This is a genomic window from Allobosea sp. UNC402CLCol (genome assembly GCF_000745475.1).
GTDB lineage: Bacteria > Pseudomonadota > Alphaproteobacteria > Rhizobiales > Beijerinckiaceae > Allobosea > Allobosea spartocytisi.
Window position 1 is genome coordinate 672,310 of sequence record NZ_JQJJ01000008.1, and the last position, 15,109, is coordinate 687,418.

The following is a 15,109-nucleotide window of genomic DNA, read 5'->3' on the forward strand; positions in this document are numbered from 1 at the left end:
GCTCGAATGGCGAAATGACGATCTTATCCCCGGCGCATATGGCGGCTGCAGGGAGATCGGCGATGCACACGGAGATCACGCTTCACGGCACGGCCCTCTCAGGTCACACCCACCGCGTCGAGCTGCTGCTGCGGGCACTCGGCCTGCCTTATCGCTTCGAGGCGGCCCCGGCCGATGTCCGCCGAAGCGAGGCCTTTCTCCAGCTCAATCCGCTCGGCCAGATTCCGGTGCTTCAAGACGGCGATCTCGCTCTCGCCGACAGCAACGCGATCATGGTCTATCTCGCGCGGCGCTATGATCCACAGGGTCCTTGGCTACCGCTCGACCCGCTGCAAGCCGCCCAGGTCCAGCGCTGGCTGTCCATTGCAGCAGGCGAGGTCATGCACGGTCCGGCGACGGCCCGCATGATCGTTCAGTTCGGCCTGTGCGACGACAAGGCAAGGGCCCGGCGCGTTGCCGAGCGCCTGTTCCCCTTCATGGAGGCGCATCTCAGCAAGCGCAGCTTCCTGGCAGCGGACCATCCGACATTGGCCGACCTCGCCTGCTATTCCTATGTCGCTCATGCGCCGGAAGGCGGGCTGTCGCTCGCGTCCTATCCGTCCCTGCGGGCCTGGCTCGCCCGCATCGAGGCCTTGTCCTTCTTCAAGCCAATCCCGCCTTCGCCCTTGCCCGAGGAGACCAGCGATGATTGACGCATCCCTCACGCCCTTCCATGGCGGCGAGCTGGAGGCGCAGGCACGCGCCGGCCAGTTCTCGCGCGGCGACGGCATCCGTGGCTTCATGCCGGATCAGCACCGCTTGTTCTTCGCCGAGCTGCCCTGGTTCTTCGCCGGCATTCTGGACGCGCAGGGCTGGCCGCTCGCGACAGTGCTGACCGGGCATCCGGGCTTGATCGAGAGCCCGACGCCGAACACCCTCATCGTCAGGGCGCTGCCCTCGACGCAGGACCCTGCCGCCGAGGCCTTCCAAGCTGGAGCGGGAATCGGCCTTCTCGGCATCCAGTTCGAGACGCGGCGGCGCAATCGCGCCAACGGAACGATCGCAGCGGTCGGAGAAACCGGCTTCTCCGTCGCCGTCACTCAGAGTTTCGGAAATTGCGCCAAATACATCCAGACCCGCACGATCGAAGGTTGGACAGTGCCGGGGTCGGCTGAAGCGGTAGAGTTCACCCGTCTCGACGCACCGGCACGACAGCTGATCGCGGCAGCCGATACCTTTTTTGTGGCGAGCGCTGCCGGGACGGATGCAGGTGCGGCCGCCGGTATCGACATGTCCCACCGTGGCGGCAGACCCGGCTTCGTCCGCATCGACGACGATGCGCTGACGGTGCCGGACTTCGCCGGGAACAGCTATTTCAACACCTTGGGCAATCTCTTGCGTGAACCGCGCGCCGCATTGCTCTTCGTCGATTTCCGCACGGGCACGGTGCTGCAGCTCCAGGGTGCAGTCGAGATTCTCTGGAACGATCCGGAAGCCGCCCGCCTCGATGGCGCGGAGCGGCTCTGGCGCTTTCATGTCAGGCGCGGCTGGCGTCGTGAAAATGCGCTACCGCTGCGCTGGTCAGCACCGGCTTACGCGCCGACCACCTTGCAGACCGGCCTCTGGGACCAACCCGCTTTGGCCAGCGCTGTCTAGAACAGCCGCCCGCCATCCGGCACGGCATGGCCGGGGCCGATCAGCACGACCTCGCCATCGGCGTCGGGCATGCCCAGCGTCAGCACCTCCGACATGAATTTGCCGATCTGGCGCGGCGGGAAATTGACCACGGCGAGCACCTGCCGGCCGGGCAGATCCTCCGGCCGATAGTGCTTGGTGATCTGGGCGGAGGATTTCTTCCGCCCGATCGTACCGCCGAAATCGATCACCAGCTTGATCGCCGGCTTGCGCGCTTCCGGATAAGGCTCCGCCTCGACGATCGTACCGACGCGGATATCGACCTTGAGGAAATCGTCAAAGCCGATCGTCGCGGCTGTTTCCTGGGACGCGCTCAAAATTCCTCCCACCCCTTGTCATGGGCATCGAGATCGGGCTTGCGGGCGGCAGCCGCCACGCCGGCGGAAACCTTTGCGACCCGTGGCGCAACCGGGCGCGGTGCCGGTGTGGCCGGAGCGACCGCCGCTTGCATCGTCCGGGCAATCGCCTGCAGCCTGGCGGCGTCGCCGCCGATCTGGAAGCGGGCGACGAGCGCCGAGAGCCGGTCGGCCTCCTGCGACAGCGAATGGGCCGCGGCGGTGGACTGCTCGGCCATGGCCGCGTTCTGCTGCGTCGCCTGGTCCATCTCGCCGACCGCGGCATTGACCTCCTGGAGGCCGGAGGCCTGCTCCTGTGCAGCGCCCGCGATCTGGGCGACGAGGCCAGTGGCACGCGCGATCTCGGAGGCCATGCGCTGCAGCGCCCCGCCGGTCTGCCCGACCAGCGCGACCCCCTTCTCGACCTCGAGGGTCGAAGCGTCGATCAGCCCCTTGATCTCCTTGGCAGCCGAAGCCGAGCGCTGCGCCAGGGCGCGCACCTCGGAGGCAACGACGGCGAAGCCCTTGCCGGCATCGCCGGCGCGCGCCGCCTCGACGCTCGCATTGAGCGCCAGCAGATTGGTCTGGAAGGCGATCTCGTCGATCACGCCGACGATCTGCGAGATCTCCTGGGCCGATTTCTCGATGCCGCCCATTGCCGTCACGGCATCGCGCACGATGCTGGTCGACTGCTCGGCCTCGGTCTTGACCTGCTCGGTGGCCTGGTTGGCGAGGCGCGCGCTCTCGGCGGTCTGGCGCACGGTGGCGGTGAGCTGGTCGAGCGCGGTGGCCGTCTCCTCGACCGAGGAGGCCTGCTGCTCGGTGCGGCCGGCGAGATCGTCCGCCGCCTGGCTGATCTCGACCGAGCCCGCCTTCATGCTCTCGGTATTGGTCGCGATCTGGCGCATCGCGTCCTGCAGCTTGGCGATGGCGGCGTTGAAATCATCCTTGAGCTTGACGTATTCGGCCGAGAACGCTTCGTCGATCCGATAGGTCAGATCGCCGCCGGCCAGATGCTCGAGCCCCGCTCCCAGCGCCTGGACGACATCGGCCTGCACACGCGCCTGCTCCACGCGGTCGGCCTCGTTGCGCCGCCTCTCGGTGTCGGCCGCACTGCGGTGTCCGGCCGCTTCCTCCTCGGCGCGCAGCTTGTCCGCTTCCATCACCTCCTTGGCCAGCGCCTGATCGCGAAAGACGACGAGCGCGCGCGCCATGGAGCCGATCTCGTCCGGCCGCTGCTGATGCGCGATCTCGGCCTGGAGATCGCCCGCCGCGAGTTCGTTCATCGAGGACGACAAGGCGGTCAGCATCCGCGAGGCGCGGCGGCTGAGGACGATGACGAGACCGAGCATGAGCAGACCCAGCGGAACCAGGACTTTGGCGACGCCGCCGACCATGCCGAGGAAAGCCGCGTCGACATCCTGGACATGGGCGCCCGTGCCCACCACCCATTGCCACTTCGGAATGCCGATGACGTAAGAGATCTTCAGCGAAGGCTGGCTGTCGCCGATCTTGAGCCAGCCATAGTCGAGGAAGCCCTCGCCCTTCGCCTTCGCCAGCGCGACCATGTCCTGCACGAAGAACTTGCCGTCCGCATCCTTGAGCGGCTTCATATCGGTCGACTGGATCTTCTTGTTGGCATGCAGCACGCTGATGCCGTCGTAATTCACAATGAAGTAGTAGTTGCCGTTGTCGAAGCGCGCATTGCCGATGGCCTCCATGGCCATCTTCCTGGCGTCGTCCTCCTTGAGGTCGCCGGCCTCGGCCCGCGCCAGATAGCTCTTCACCGTGGTCGCCGCGGCTTCGACCGCGTTCTTCATCTCGGCGCGCTTCAGGGCGAGCATTTCGGTGTGCGCGGCGTTCAGCGTGTAGCCGACGCCTCCGGCCGCGATAATGACGGCCAGGCCCGCGATCAGGGCGAAGGAACGACCGATCGATAGGGTCGCAATTTTCCGGAAGAACGACATCGCCTGTCCTGCACGCGAGGAGAAGTGTCGTCCTTTCCCATGAATTGCCTAAAGCGCGCTTAAAATCGTCGCGTTTCGGCCATGTTCGGGGGTTGCCGGCGCAGGCGGAAGCGACGCCCGCCCGCGGACCTTTCCGCAGGGGCAGCGCCGGTCAGATCGCCGGTGCGTAATCCTCGTTGTCCTCGCCACGCTCGGAAGCCCGCTCGCGCCGCCGCGCCTTCAGCGGGCGGCCCGAGCAGATCGCCCGCGCCAGCCCCCGGAACGGCGCCGTCAGCCGGTGCACATCCTCGACCCGCGCCATGATGCGGCCGGCGCTCTTCAGCTCGCGGTCAAGCCGCGCCATGGTCTTCGACAGCTCCGGCTCGTCATCATCCAGCCAGGTGTCGGAGACACGCGCCATCAGCAGCACCGCGCCCTGCACGCGTAAGGCCCCGAGCGAATCTTCCGTCGGGATGCCGACGGAGGCCAGCATGTAGCGCCAGGAATTCACCGCACCGCGATTGAGCGCCGCCAGCGCCAGCGGATCGCGGCGGATGACCGGCACGATCCTGCGCAGAGCTGCCTTATAGGGCGCCATCGCGTCGAGCCGACGCATCACGAGATCGAAGAGCCGCTCCCGGATGGGCTCGGCGGCGAGATCGTCCGACATCCCCGCGAGCACGGCATCGTCGACGATGCGGGTCACGCCACCCAGCATGGCGAGCTTGGACGGGAAAAGCCCACGCAGCTGCGCCAGCGTCAGCCCCGCCTCGGTCGCGATATCAGGAAGCTCGATCTCGCCCCATGGCCGGCTTGCGGCCAGGTTCATCAGCGCATCGACAGCCCGCTTGCGCGGATCGGCCGGCTTGCTGGCTTCCTTGGCCGTCGCCTCGGCGGCTTCGGCCTTGGTGGAAACGGGTTTGCGGGCCATGGCTCTGCTCCTCTCGCTTCGCTCTCAAGAGAAGGTAAGCCGCCATCGTGGCAGGTGGAAGACCGCCCGGCGCATTTTCGCGCGCGGCGGACGCCGGATCGCGCGACGAGACCCCTCACGCAAGAGGCTGAAATCGCTCGCCTTTCAACAATAAACCGAACGGCGTCAGCCGGAAAGCTCGCCGGCGCGACGTTTGGCAGCAGCGACGGCCTTGCGCATCAACGGCTTGAGGCCGTCCTCCGACATCAGCACTTCGAGCGCCGCCGCCGTCGTACCGCCGGGAGAGGTCACGTTCTGGCGCAGCGTCCCGGGCGGCAGCGGCGACTGAAACAGCAATTCCCCCGCCCCTTCGACGGTGGCGCGCGCCAGCCGCTCGGCGACATCGGCCGGAAGCCCCGCCTCGACGCCGGCCGCGGCAAGACATTCGACCATATGGAAGACATAGGCCGGCCCCGAGCCCGACACCGCCGTGACCGCGTCGATCAGCGCCTCGTCGTCGAGCCATTCGACCTTGCCGATGCTGGCGAGCAGCGCGTCGGCGGTCGCGCGTTGCGCCGCGCTGACGCCCTTGCCCGGCGCAGCCGCCGTCGCGCCGCGCTGCACCGAGGCCGGCAGGTTCGGCATGGCGCGGATGATCGCGCCCGCATTTGGCAGCCGCGCGGCGAGGTCGCTCAGCGTCTTGCCCGCCAGGATCGAGATCAGCAGTGTCTTGGGATGGATGAAAGCCTGCACGGCCGGAGCGGCCGTGTCGAGCATCTGCGGCTTGGTCGCCAGCACGAGCACCTCGACCGGCGGGATCTCCTTCGCCGAGGGGTTCAGCCGCATCCCCTTCTCGCCCGCGAGCTCGACGATCTCATCCGACGGCTTAGGGTCGATCAGGCTGATGCCGGCGGGCGGGATGCCGATGCGCAGCCAGCCTTCCAGCATGGCCCCACCCATCTTGCCCGCGCCGATCAGAACGAGCGATTGCGGCAAGGAAGCGGTCATGGCAGGCCCTCGGCGGCTGGGAACGAAACATCATGTCTGGGCTTGCCCCAGGCATTTCAGGACCAGAGCCTGCAAGAGATGGCCGGGTCAAGCCCGGCCATGACGCGCGGTGCGGTGCCCTCAGGCCTCGCCCATCGTTTCCAGCATCGCGCCTTCGAGCCCTTCCTTGGCGGTCTTGCCGGCCCAGACGACGAACTGGAAGGCCTGATAGTAGCGCTCGCAGGCGTCGATCGCGCTCTTGATCAGGGCCGCGGCCTGCTCGTCCGTCGGTTCCGCGCCGCCGGAGAGGAGCAGCGCATGACGATACATCACGATGCTCTCGCTGCTCCAGAGGTCGAAATGGCCGAGCCAGAGCTGCTCATTGACCAGGCTGACGAGTTGCAGCACCTCGCCGCGGCGCCGTTCCGGCACCTTGAGGTCGAAGGCGCAGGCGATGTGCAGGGCCTCCACCTCGGCGAGCCAGGTGATCGCCACATGGTACTCGGCCCAGCCGCCGGTCACCGAGACCGACAGCTCGTCCTCGCTGTCGCGATCGAAGGTCCAGTTGTTGAGGGAAGCGAGTCGTTCGAACAGGTCGAGAGGGTTGGAGGGCCGATCCGCATCGGCATCCATATCGAGATCCATCATGCCCTAGGTCCACCATCCGGATACTGGCGCATCCGGCGCGTTCGAGAAGAGGAACACGGCGACTGGAAAGCCGAAGGAACGCAACTCACCTCCGCAACGCTCCGGGGAGGAGCGTTCCCGTCCGCCTCGGCAGAGTGAATCTGCTTAGCGAATCAATTCTTTCCACCGACGATAGCGCAGGCGCTGTGACGCTCCCAACACAGCGCCGAAGCTCCGCGGATTCGGGCGCCGGGCTCAATCCCTCGCAGGCTCTGTCCACAGCACTTGGCTGTGGACACGCAAACCTTAGGTCAGGGTACCCCGGTCAGGACTTGGCGAGCTTCGCCTCGAGCTCCGCCAGCCGCGCCGCCAGCTTGTCGTTCTCCTCGCGGGCGATCAGGGCCATCTCGCGCACCGCCTCGAACTCCTCGCGGCTCACGACGTCGAGCTCGCGCAGCAGCTTCTCGATCTGCGTCTTGACGACGGTTTCGACCTCGCGGCGCACGCCCTGCGCGGCGCCGGCCGCATCGGTCGCGAGGCGGGCGATGTCGTCGAGGAAGCGGTTGCTGGTGCTGGCCATGGCTGTCTCCCGGGCGGATGGGGCATCCGCTTTCCGGCCTATATGGGAGAAGCCAGCCCGCATCGCAATCGAAAGCCGCGGCCGGCGACGGGACGATCGCCTCACCGCCCGATCTGGACCTTGCCCGGCGATGCGCCTAGAAAGAGCGCACAGGGTAGTTCGCAGCGATCCACAGCCCAAAGGGCGGGAGGCGTCATGTTTCATCGTTTGAGCGGCCTCGCTCTGGGGCCGGTTTTCGCGTTTGCCCTCGCAGGCTGCCAGGAAACCACCCAGACCGCGGCCCGCCCCCGCGTCGACGCGCCTGGCGTCCCCGTCTCGGTCCAGAGCATCTCCGGCGCTCCCGACGACGTGACGACGAACTTCGCCGGCCTGCTCGGCGAGGCGGCGGCCGAGCGGAAGATGGAAATCGTGCCGGGCGACAAGCCGGCGCGCTTCCGGGTGAAGGGCTATCTCACCGCCCAGCCGACCGAGGACGGCCAGACCGCGCTCGCCTTCGTTTGGGACGTCTATGATTCGACCAAGCAGCGCGCCCAGCGCGTCCAGGGCGAGAGCATCGGCAAGCGCGGCGGCGGTTCCGATCCCTGGGCCGGCATCGACCAGACCGTCGTCGCCAAGGCCGCCTCGGATTCGATGGACGCGATCGCGGGCTTCCTCGTCACGACGCCTGCCGCCGAGGCCGCGCTGGGGCCGGCCGAGAAGAGCGGCGGCAAGGCGAAGGCCGGCGGCAAGGATACCGCGACCCACACCGCCTCGGTAGGCAACGGCAAGCGGCTCTGACATCGCATCCGGGGACTGAGCCAACCGGCCCTCCTCGACAGCCGCATCCGAGGGCTTCATTCCCCGTTCCGCGGGCCGGACATGCCGCCGGCCCTTCTTTGTCATATGTTTTGCATGCGGATATTGCAGCGCAGCGGTCGACTCCATGCGGCGGCGCTGTTAAGAGCGCTTCCAACTGAGCCCGCCCTGCTGGCTCGCGCCCCGCCTCTTCCAACGGTACGCCACGGCATGGCCTCTCATTTCAAAGTCGTCGCCGGCAATTCCAATCGGCCGCTCGCCGAAGCCATCTGCAACCATCTCAGCATTCCGCTCGCCAAGGCGTCCGTCCGGCGCTTCGCCGATATGGAGGTCTTCGTCGAGATTCAGGAGAATGTGCGCGGGCAGGATGTCTTCATCATCCAGTCCACCTCTTTCCCCACCAACGACCACCTGATGGAGCTGCTGATCGTCACCGACGCGCTGCGCCGCTCCTCGGCCAAGCGCATCACGGCGGTGATCCCCTATTTCGGCTATGCCAGGCAGGACCGGCGAGCCTCCGGCCGCACGCCGATTTCGGCCAAGCTCGTCGCCAACCTGATCGCCCATGCCGGCGTCGACCGCGTGCTGACGCTCGACCTCCATGCCGGCCAGATCCAGGGCTTCTTCGACATCCCCACCGACAACCTGTTCGGCGCGCCCCTGATGGCGCGCGACATCAAGGACCGGCTGGAATGGAAGAACGCCATGGTCGTCTCGCCGGACGTCGGCGGCGTGGTGCGTGCGCGTGCGCTGGCCAAGCGCATCGACGCGCCGCTCGCCATCGTCGACAAGCGCCGTGACCGGCCGGGCGAGTCGGAGGTGATGAACATCATCGGCTCCGTCGAGGGCCGTTCCTGCATCCTGATCGACGACATCGTCGATTCCGGCGGCACGCTGGTGAACGCCGCCGAGGCCCTGCTCGAGCAGGGCGCCAAGGAGGTCTTCGCCTACATCACCCATGGCGTGCTCTCGGGCGGAGCGGTGGCGCGTATCGCCAGCTCCAAGCTCAAGGAGCTGGTCATCACCGACTCGATCATGCCGACCGAGGCGGTCAAGGTCGCTCGCAACATCCGCGTCATCTCCATCGCAGCGCTGATGGGCGAGGCGATCGAGCGCACGGCGAGCGAGACCAGCGTCTCCAGCCTGTTCGACTGAGCCCGCCTTGGGAGAGTCGCGCGCCCTGGTGCTGTTCTCCGGCGGTCAGGATTCGACCACCGCGCTGGCCTGGGCACTCGACCGCTTCGACGCGGTCGAGACGATCGGCTTCGATTACGGCCAGCGTCATCGCGTCGAGATGGAATGCCGCCAGGCGATCCGGGCGAAGCTGCCCGCCCTCGCCGCCACCTATGCCGAGCGGCTCGGACCGGATCATGTCGTCGATCTTACGGCGCTGGGCGCCATCTCCGAGACGGCGCTGACCCGCGAGACCGAGATCGTCTTCGCCGAGACGGGCCTGCCGACCACCTTCGTTCCCGGCCGGAACCTGATCTTCCTCACCTTCGCGGCGGCGCTCGCCTACCGGCGCAACCTGCGCCACATCGTGCTCGGCGTCTGTGAGACCGACTATTCCGGCTACCCCGACTGCCGCGACGACACCATCAAGGCGATGCAGGTCGCGCTCGGCCTGGGCCTTGACCGGCGGCTCGTCCTGCACACGCCGCTGATGTGGCGCGACAAGGCCCAGACCTTCGCTCTCGCCCGCGAGATCGGCGGCCAGGCCCTGCTCGACCTCGTTCTCGAAGAGACCCATAGCTGCTATCTTGGCGACCGGGCGACGCGGCATGGCTGGGGCTATGGCTGCGGGCATTGCCCGGCCTGCGACTTGCGTGCGAAAGGCTTTGCGGCCTATTTGGCCGCACCCGGCAACAGCGGACCATCTTATGACACGTGATCGTCAGCGGCTGACAGAGGGCGTCATCGCGCTCGTCCTGTTCGGCCTCACCATCCCGGCGGCGAACTGGATGATCGGCAATGTCGGCACGGTCTGCGTGCCGCAGGGCCCTTGCCTCGTCCCGGTCTGGCCCGGCATCAGCGCCCCGAGCGGTGTGCTGATGATCGGGCTCGCGCTGGTGCTGCGCGACATCGTTCAGCGGCGCCTGGGCCCGGCCGCAGGCCTTGCCGCCATCGCGATCGGCACGCTGATTTCCGCGCTGCTGGCGCCATCGGCGATCGTGATCGCCTCCGTCGCGGCCTTCACTCTGTCGGAGCTCGCCGATTTCGCCGTCTATACGCCGCTGCAGCGTCGGCGCTTCGTCACCGCGGTCGTCGCTTCCGGTTTCGTCGGGCTGGTCGTCGACAGCGTCATCTTCCTGCATCTGGCTTTCGGCAGTCTCGACTTCCTTGCCGGCCAGGTGATCGGCAAGGCCTGGATGATCGTGATCGCCCTGCCCCTGATGCAGCTCCTGCGCCGTCGCGACGAACGCCTGGGCCTGGTCGCCGCCTGACCTCTCCGTCGTTCAGGCCGCCCCGGTTTCGAGACCGCGGCCTGAACGGACTTGAGATCGCGATGGTTTTCGCCTATGAGCAGCCACGCGCCCGGCTGACACCCTTGGAGGCTCTGGGCGCGCCATCCGATGGCCGCCACGAGGCGGCCTTGTCATTTTACAAGTCAAGGACATCCAACATGACCGCCGTGAAGCAAATCGAGGCTTCGGCGCGCGCACAGGTCGGCAAGGGGGCCGCCCGTGCTGTTCGCCGCCAGGGCCAGACGCCTGCCGTGATCTATGGTGGGGGCGCCGCTCCCGAAGCCATCGCGCTCGACGCCAACAAGACCCGCCAGCTGATTTTCGGCGGCCACTTCCTGACCACGATCTTCGAGATCGAAGTCGCCGGTAAGAAGCAGCGCGTCATTCCGCGCGATTACCAGCTCGACCCGGTCAAGGATTTCCCGATCCATGTCGACTTCCTGCGCGTCGCCAAGGGCCAGACCGTCACGGTCCAGGTTCCGGTTCACGTCGTCGGTCAGGAGCAGAGCCCCGGCGTCAAGAGCGGCGGCCTGGTCCAGATCGTCGAGCACGCCCTCGAAGTCACCGTCGAGCCCGACAGCATTCCGGAGTCCATCGACGTGTCGGTGGCCGGCCTGAACGTCGGCGACTCCATCCACGCCGACGCGATCAAGCTTCCGGCGGGCGCCAAGCTCACCGTTGGCGCTGACGCTACGATCGTCACGATCTCTGCGCCGACCGTCGAGGCCGAGCCCGTCGCTGCCGAAGCCGCGGAAGCCGCTCCCGAAGCCAAGGCCTGATGAAACGGCGCCGCCCGGCGCCGTTCACCTGGAACGATCACGAGACGGCCGGGCTCCCCCGGCCGTTTTGCTATGGCATCGGACCGAAAGTGCTTTGTGCTTTTCGGCCGAGCCCCATGCTGAATCGATAAGCCTGCCGGAGTCCCGCCATGCTGATCTTCGCCGGCCTCGGCAATCCCGGCGCGCGCTATGCCCGCAACCGGCACAATATCGGCTTCATGGCCGTGGACGAGATCGCCCGCCTGCATCGCGCCTCCCCCTGGCGCTCGCGCTTCCAGGCCGAGGCCTGTGAGGCGACGATCGGCACCGAGAAGGTCATCCTGCTCAAGCCGCAGACCTATATGAACGAATCCGGCCGCGCGATCGGCGAGGCCGCCCGCTTCTTCAAGATCGCGCCCGCCGATGTCGTTGTCTTCCATGATGAGCTCGACCTCGCCCCCGCGAAGCTGCGGATCAAACTGGGAGGCGGCAATGCCGGCCATAACGGCCTGCGCTCGACCACTGCGGCCATCGGCAACGATTATCGCCGCGTGCGGATGGGCATCGGCCATCCCGGCCTGAAGGAGCTGGTCCACGGCTATGTACTGAACGATTTCGGCAAGGCCGAGCAGCCCTGGGTCGAGGATCTCTGCACCGCCTGCGCCGACTTCGCCCCTCTCCTCGCCGCCCATGACGATGCCGGCTTCCAGAACAAGGTGCATCTCTTCATGGATGCGCGCGGCCACGCCGCCGTGAAACGGCTGGGCGAGAAGAGCGAAGGCTGACGTCCGGATCCGAAGAACGCCGTCGTTAGTCCGGAAATGACTTCGTCATTCCAGGCAAGCGAAGCGCAGACCCGGAATCCATTGCAGACTGCCGAGCCCTCCGATGGATTCCGGATCGGCGCGGGTTCGCCGCCTGTCCGGAATGACGGGGCTCCTGCCGAAAAGATAATCTCTTTCAGTAAGGCAGCTTGGCGCCCGATTTGGCGATGGTGATCCGGCTCGTGCTGTAGCTGCCATCGGCCTGGCGGCTTGCCGTCATCGCGACCTGCGCGCCGGGCTTGAGCTCCGCCGCATCGGCCGGCGCGGCCATCAGGATGGCAGCGTCCGGCGTGATCGTCACCTTCTGCTCGCCACCGGGATAGCTCAGCACGAGATTGGCACCATCGACCCGCGAGACCGTATCGGCCACGGTCGCATTGGTCATGGTCGCGTCCGGCAGCACGCCCCATGGCCGATGCCCCTCACCGGTCCCGCGCATCGCCTCGGGGAAGATCATCACCTGCACCGCCAGCAATGTCCCATCCGGCTGCGGCTTGGCACCGACGCCGATGAAGGCGCCCTTGGCGATGTCGGAGGCCTTGGCGGGCACCACGCCGCCGGCGGAGAAGCCCGGGGCCAGCGCAACCTTCGCCTCCCGGCCGTCGGAAGTCTTGAGCGTCAGCACCGAACCGCTCATGGCCTCGACCTCGCCGCGCAGCCGCGTACCGGGCGTCTGGGCAAGTACTGCGGAGGTGGCCAGCAACGCGATGGTGGCAACGGATGGCAGGCGAAGCATGGGAGCGATCCTATCGAGATGTCTCGGCTGAGCGATCCAGCACGCGCCGTCGGCCGGCCGCCATGCACGTTCCCGTGAGGCCGCTGCCCTGCCATTCGGCCCTGCCCCTTGTGTTTACGGCGCTCTCCCCCCAATAAGACGCCATCATTTCTGCAACATCGCGCGCGCCCGCCTTTTCGGCCGCAGCAGCGCATCGGATAGGCGATCATGGGCTTCAAATGCGGAATCGTCGGCCTGCCGAATGTCGGCAAGTCGACCCTCTTCAACGCGCTGACGCAGACGGCGGCGGCGCAGGCCGCGAACTACCCGTTCTGCACCATCGAGCCGAATGTCGGCGACGTGGCGGTGCCGGATGAGCGGCTCGAGAAGCTCGCGGGCATCGCCGGCTCCAAGGAGATCATCCCGACGCGGCTCACCTTCGTCGACATCGCCGGCCTCGTGCGCGGCGCCTCGCGCGGCGAGGGTCTCGGCAACCAGTTCCTCGCCAACATCCGCGAATGCGACGCCATCGCCCATGTCGTGCGCTGCTTCGAGGACGGCGACATCACCCATGTCGAGGGCAAGATCTCGCCGATCGACGACATCGAGACGATCGAGACCGAGCTGATGCTGGCCGATCTCGAAAGCCTGGAGAAGCGCGTCCAGCCGCTCGAGAAAAAGGCGAAGTCCGGCGACAAGGAGGCCAAGGAACTGGCCGATCTGATGAATCGCTGCCTCGTGCTGCTGCGCGACGGCAAGCCGGCCCGCCTCGTCCAGGTCGCAGCGGACGAGCGTCGCACCTTCGAGCTTCTCGGCCTGCTCTCTTCCAAGCCCGTGCTCTATGTCTGCAATGTCGAGGAGGCGAGCGCCGACAAGGGCAATCATTTCTCCGAACTGGTGAAGGCGCGCGCGGCCGAAGAAGGTGCCGTCGCCGTCGTCGTCTCGGCCAAGATCGAGAGCGAGATCGCGGTGCTGCCGCCGGAGGAGCAGACCGATTATCTCGAAGCGGTCGGCCTCGACGAGCCCGGCCTCAACCGCGTGATCCGCGCCGGCTACAAGCTGCTCAACCTCGTGACCTATTTCACCGTGGGCCCGAAGGAAGCCCGCGCCTGGACGATCGAGCAAGGCACCAAAGGGCCGCAGGCCGCCGGCGTGATCCATACCGATTTCGAGAAGGGCTATATCCGCGCCGAGACCATCGCCTATGACGACTATGTCGCCAACAAGGGCGAGGCAGGCGCGCGCGAGGCCGGCAAGTTCCGGCTCGAAGGCAAGGAATACGTCGTCGCCGACGGCGACGTGCTGCATTTCCGCTTCGCGAACTGAGGCGCGAGCAGGGGGCCGGCCGATGCTGCAGTTCGAGGATTTCGTCGTCGGCGAAAGCGTCCATACGCGCGGCATCGCCGTCTCGCAGGACGACATCATCGCCTTCGCCTCGCGCTACGATGCGCAGGATTTCCACACCGACCCGGAAGCGGCGAAGGCGAGCTTCGTCGGCCGGCTGATCGGCTCGGGCTGGCATAGCTGCGCGCTGCTGATGCGGCTGATCGCGGAGGACTTCCTGCTCGGCTCGACCGCGATGGGCGCGCCGGGCATCGACGAGGTGAAATGGCTCAGGCCCGTCTTCCCCGGCGATGTCTTGAGCGCCCGGCGCACCGTGCTCGAAACCAAAGCCTCGCGCTCCCGTCCCGAGATGGGTTTGGTGCGCTTCCGCTTCGAACTGCTCAACCAGCGCGACGAGCCCGTCCTCGAACAGACCAACTGGATCATGTTCGGCCGCAGGGGTTCCGATGTCGCAGCCCAGCCCAGCGGCGACTGGCTTGCCCATGCGCCGCATTACGAACGCCCCGCTTCGGAAAGCCCGCTGATCGCGCCGGCCGAAGCCCCCGAACCGACGCGCTTCTTCGAGGAGCTGGAGATCGGCCGGCGCTACGAGCTCGGCAGCTTCGTCTTCACGCCCGACGAGATCGTCGCCTTCGCCCGCAGCTTCGATCCACAGCCCTTCCATATGGACGAGGTGGCGGCGCGCACCAGCCTCTTCGGCCAGCTCGCGGCCTCGGGCTGGCATACGGCGGCGGTCTGGATGGCGACCATGGTCTCGCATCGGAAGCGCCAGCTCGCCATGACGACCGGCCGCCCGGCGCGTCTCGGCCCCTCGCCCGGCTTCAGGAACCTGCGCTGGTCGAAGCCGGTCCTCGCCGGCGACTGCATCACCTATTTTTCCGAAGTCGCCGACAAGCGCGAAAGCGCCTCGCGCCCGCAATGGGGCCTGTTCTTCCACCGCAACACCGGCGTCAACCAGCGCGGTGAAGAGGTCTTCAGCTTCGACGGCTGCGTGTTCGTCGAGCGGAAGCCGGCGTAAGCGCATCGTCTCGGTCGCGGCTCCGAAGCGCGCGGGCAGATTCCCCCGCATCGCCCCAATCGGCAATTTTGCGGCAGCCGACTTCTCAGCCCCGACCTTCTCAGCGCCGCCGAGCGCCATTCACATTAAAG

Annotated in this window: 17 protein-coding genes; 10 read left to right on the plus strand and 7 right to left on the minus strand. The window is 67.0% G+C overall.

The genetic code is table 11. From position 1 onward, the window contains the following. Positions 1-62: 62 nt before the first annotated feature. Positions 63-692, plus strand: a complete 630-nt coding sequence (locus GY40_RS05220) for a glutathione S-transferase family protein (protein ID WP_038359207.1) — start codon at positions 63-65, stop codon at positions 690-692. Continuing rightward, a complete protein-coding gene (locus GY40_RS05225) occupies positions 685-1,635 on the plus strand; it encodes a pyridoxamine 5'-phosphate oxidase family protein (protein ID WP_038359210.1) in 951 nt (316 codons plus the stop codon). The genes GY40_RS05220 and GY40_RS05225 overlap by 8 nt, the downstream gene beginning before the upstream one ends. Here the strand turns inward: GY40_RS05225 and GY40_RS05230 are convergent. The 6 genes from GY40_RS05230 to GY40_RS05255 all read right to left on the minus strand — a co-directional run bounded on the left by GY40_RS05230 (position 1,632) and on the right by GY40_RS05255 (position 7,059). Next, positions 1,632-1,991, minus strand: coding sequence for a tRNA-binding protein (locus GY40_RS05230; protein ID WP_081925155.1), 360 nt, complete (start codon positions 1,989-1,991; stop codon positions 1,632-1,634). The genes GY40_RS05225 and GY40_RS05230 overlap by 4 nt on opposite strands. Continuing rightward, on the minus strand, positions 1,988-3,976 hold the full coding sequence (locus tag GY40_RS05235; protein ID WP_038359211.1) for a methyl-accepting chemotaxis protein: 1,989 nt from the start codon (positions 3,974-3,976) through the stop codon (positions 1,988-1,990). The genes GY40_RS05230 and GY40_RS05235 overlap by 4 nt, the downstream gene beginning before the upstream one ends. A 151-nt stretch (positions 3,977-4,127) precedes the next feature. Then, a complete protein-coding gene (locus tag GY40_RS05240; RefSeq protein WP_051987531.1) occupies positions 4,128-4,886 on the minus strand; it encodes a hypothetical protein in 759 nt (252 codons plus the stop codon). Positions 4,887-5,051: 165 nt separating this feature from the next. After that, a complete protein-coding gene (gene proC, locus GY40_RS05245) occupies positions 5,052-5,873 on the minus strand; it encodes a pyrroline-5-carboxylate reductase (protein WP_038359214.1) in 822 nt (273 codons plus the stop codon). Between the two features lie 120 nt (positions 5,874-5,993). Further along, positions 5,994-6,500 carry a type III secretion system chaperone family protein gene (locus tag GY40_RS05250; RefSeq protein ID WP_038359216.1) on the minus strand — a complete coding sequence of 169 codons (507 nt, stop codon included), beginning with the start codon at positions 6,498-6,500 and terminating at the stop codon, positions 5,994-5,996. A 304-nt stretch (positions 6,501-6,804) separates the two neighbouring features. Next, positions 6,805-7,059, minus strand: coding sequence for an accessory factor UbiK family protein (locus GY40_RS05255; RefSeq protein WP_038359218.1), 255 nt, complete (start codon positions 7,057-7,059; stop codon positions 6,805-6,807). Between the two features lie 195 nt (positions 7,060-7,254). On the opposite strand from GY40_RS05255, the gene GY40_RS26445 reads away from it, so the two are divergent. From GY40_RS26445 to pth, 6 genes are all read left to right on the plus strand, one after another. After that, positions 7,255-7,836, plus strand: a complete 582-nt coding sequence (locus GY40_RS26445; protein ID WP_051987532.1) for a hypothetical protein — start codon at positions 7,255-7,257, stop codon at positions 7,834-7,836. 228 nt (positions 7,837-8,064) lie between these two features. Then, positions 8,065-9,009, plus strand: a complete 945-nt coding sequence (locus GY40_RS05265; RefSeq protein ID WP_038359221.1) for a ribose-phosphate pyrophosphokinase — start codon at positions 8,065-8,067, stop codon at positions 9,007-9,009. Between the two features lie 7 nt (positions 9,010-9,016). Continuing rightward, a complete protein-coding gene (queC, locus tag GY40_RS05270; protein ID WP_038359223.1) occupies positions 9,017-9,745 on the plus strand; it encodes a 7-cyano-7-deazaguanine synthase QueC in 729 nt (242 codons plus the stop codon). Further along, on the plus strand, positions 9,735-10,298 hold the full coding sequence (locus GY40_RS05275; RefSeq protein ID WP_038359226.1) for a VUT family protein: 564 nt from the start codon (positions 9,735-9,737) through the stop codon (positions 10,296-10,298). The genes queC and GY40_RS05275 overlap by 11 nt, the downstream gene beginning before the upstream one ends. A 179-nt stretch (positions 10,299-10,477) precedes the next feature. Continuing rightward, on the plus strand, positions 10,478-11,098 hold the full coding sequence (locus GY40_RS05280) for a 50S ribosomal protein L25/general stress protein Ctc (protein ID WP_038360177.1): 621 nt from the start codon (positions 10,478-10,480) through the stop codon (positions 11,096-11,098). Between the two features lie 149 nt (positions 11,099-11,247). Next, a complete protein-coding gene (gene pth / locus GY40_RS05285; protein WP_038359229.1) occupies positions 11,248-11,862 on the plus strand; it encodes an aminoacyl-tRNA hydrolase in 615 nt (204 codons plus the stop codon). Positions 11,863-12,037: 175 nt separating this feature from the next. On the opposite strand, the gene GY40_RS05290 is transcribed toward pth, so the two are convergent. After that, positions 12,038-12,637, minus strand: coding sequence for a DUF5666 domain-containing protein (locus tag GY40_RS05290; RefSeq protein WP_038359231.1), 600 nt, complete (start codon positions 12,635-12,637; stop codon positions 12,038-12,040). A 207-nt stretch (positions 12,638-12,844) separates the two neighbouring features. Here GY40_RS05290 and ychF point away from each other — a divergent pair, with 207 nt between their 5' ends. Together ychF and GY40_RS05300 are read left to right on the plus strand one after the other, a co-directional pair. Continuing rightward, entirely contained in the window at positions 12,845-13,942 is a 1,098-nt protein-coding gene (gene ychF / locus GY40_RS05295) for a redox-regulated ATPase YchF (RefSeq protein WP_038359234.1), read from the plus strand. A 22-nt stretch (positions 13,943-13,964) separates the two neighbouring features. Then, the gene (locus GY40_RS05300; protein WP_038359237.1) at positions 13,965-14,978 is read left to right on the plus strand and encodes a MaoC family dehydratase; all 1,014 of its coding nucleotides are present in this window, start codon (positions 13,965-13,967) and stop codon (positions 14,976-14,978) included. Positions 14,979-15,109: the final 131 nt, after the last annotated feature.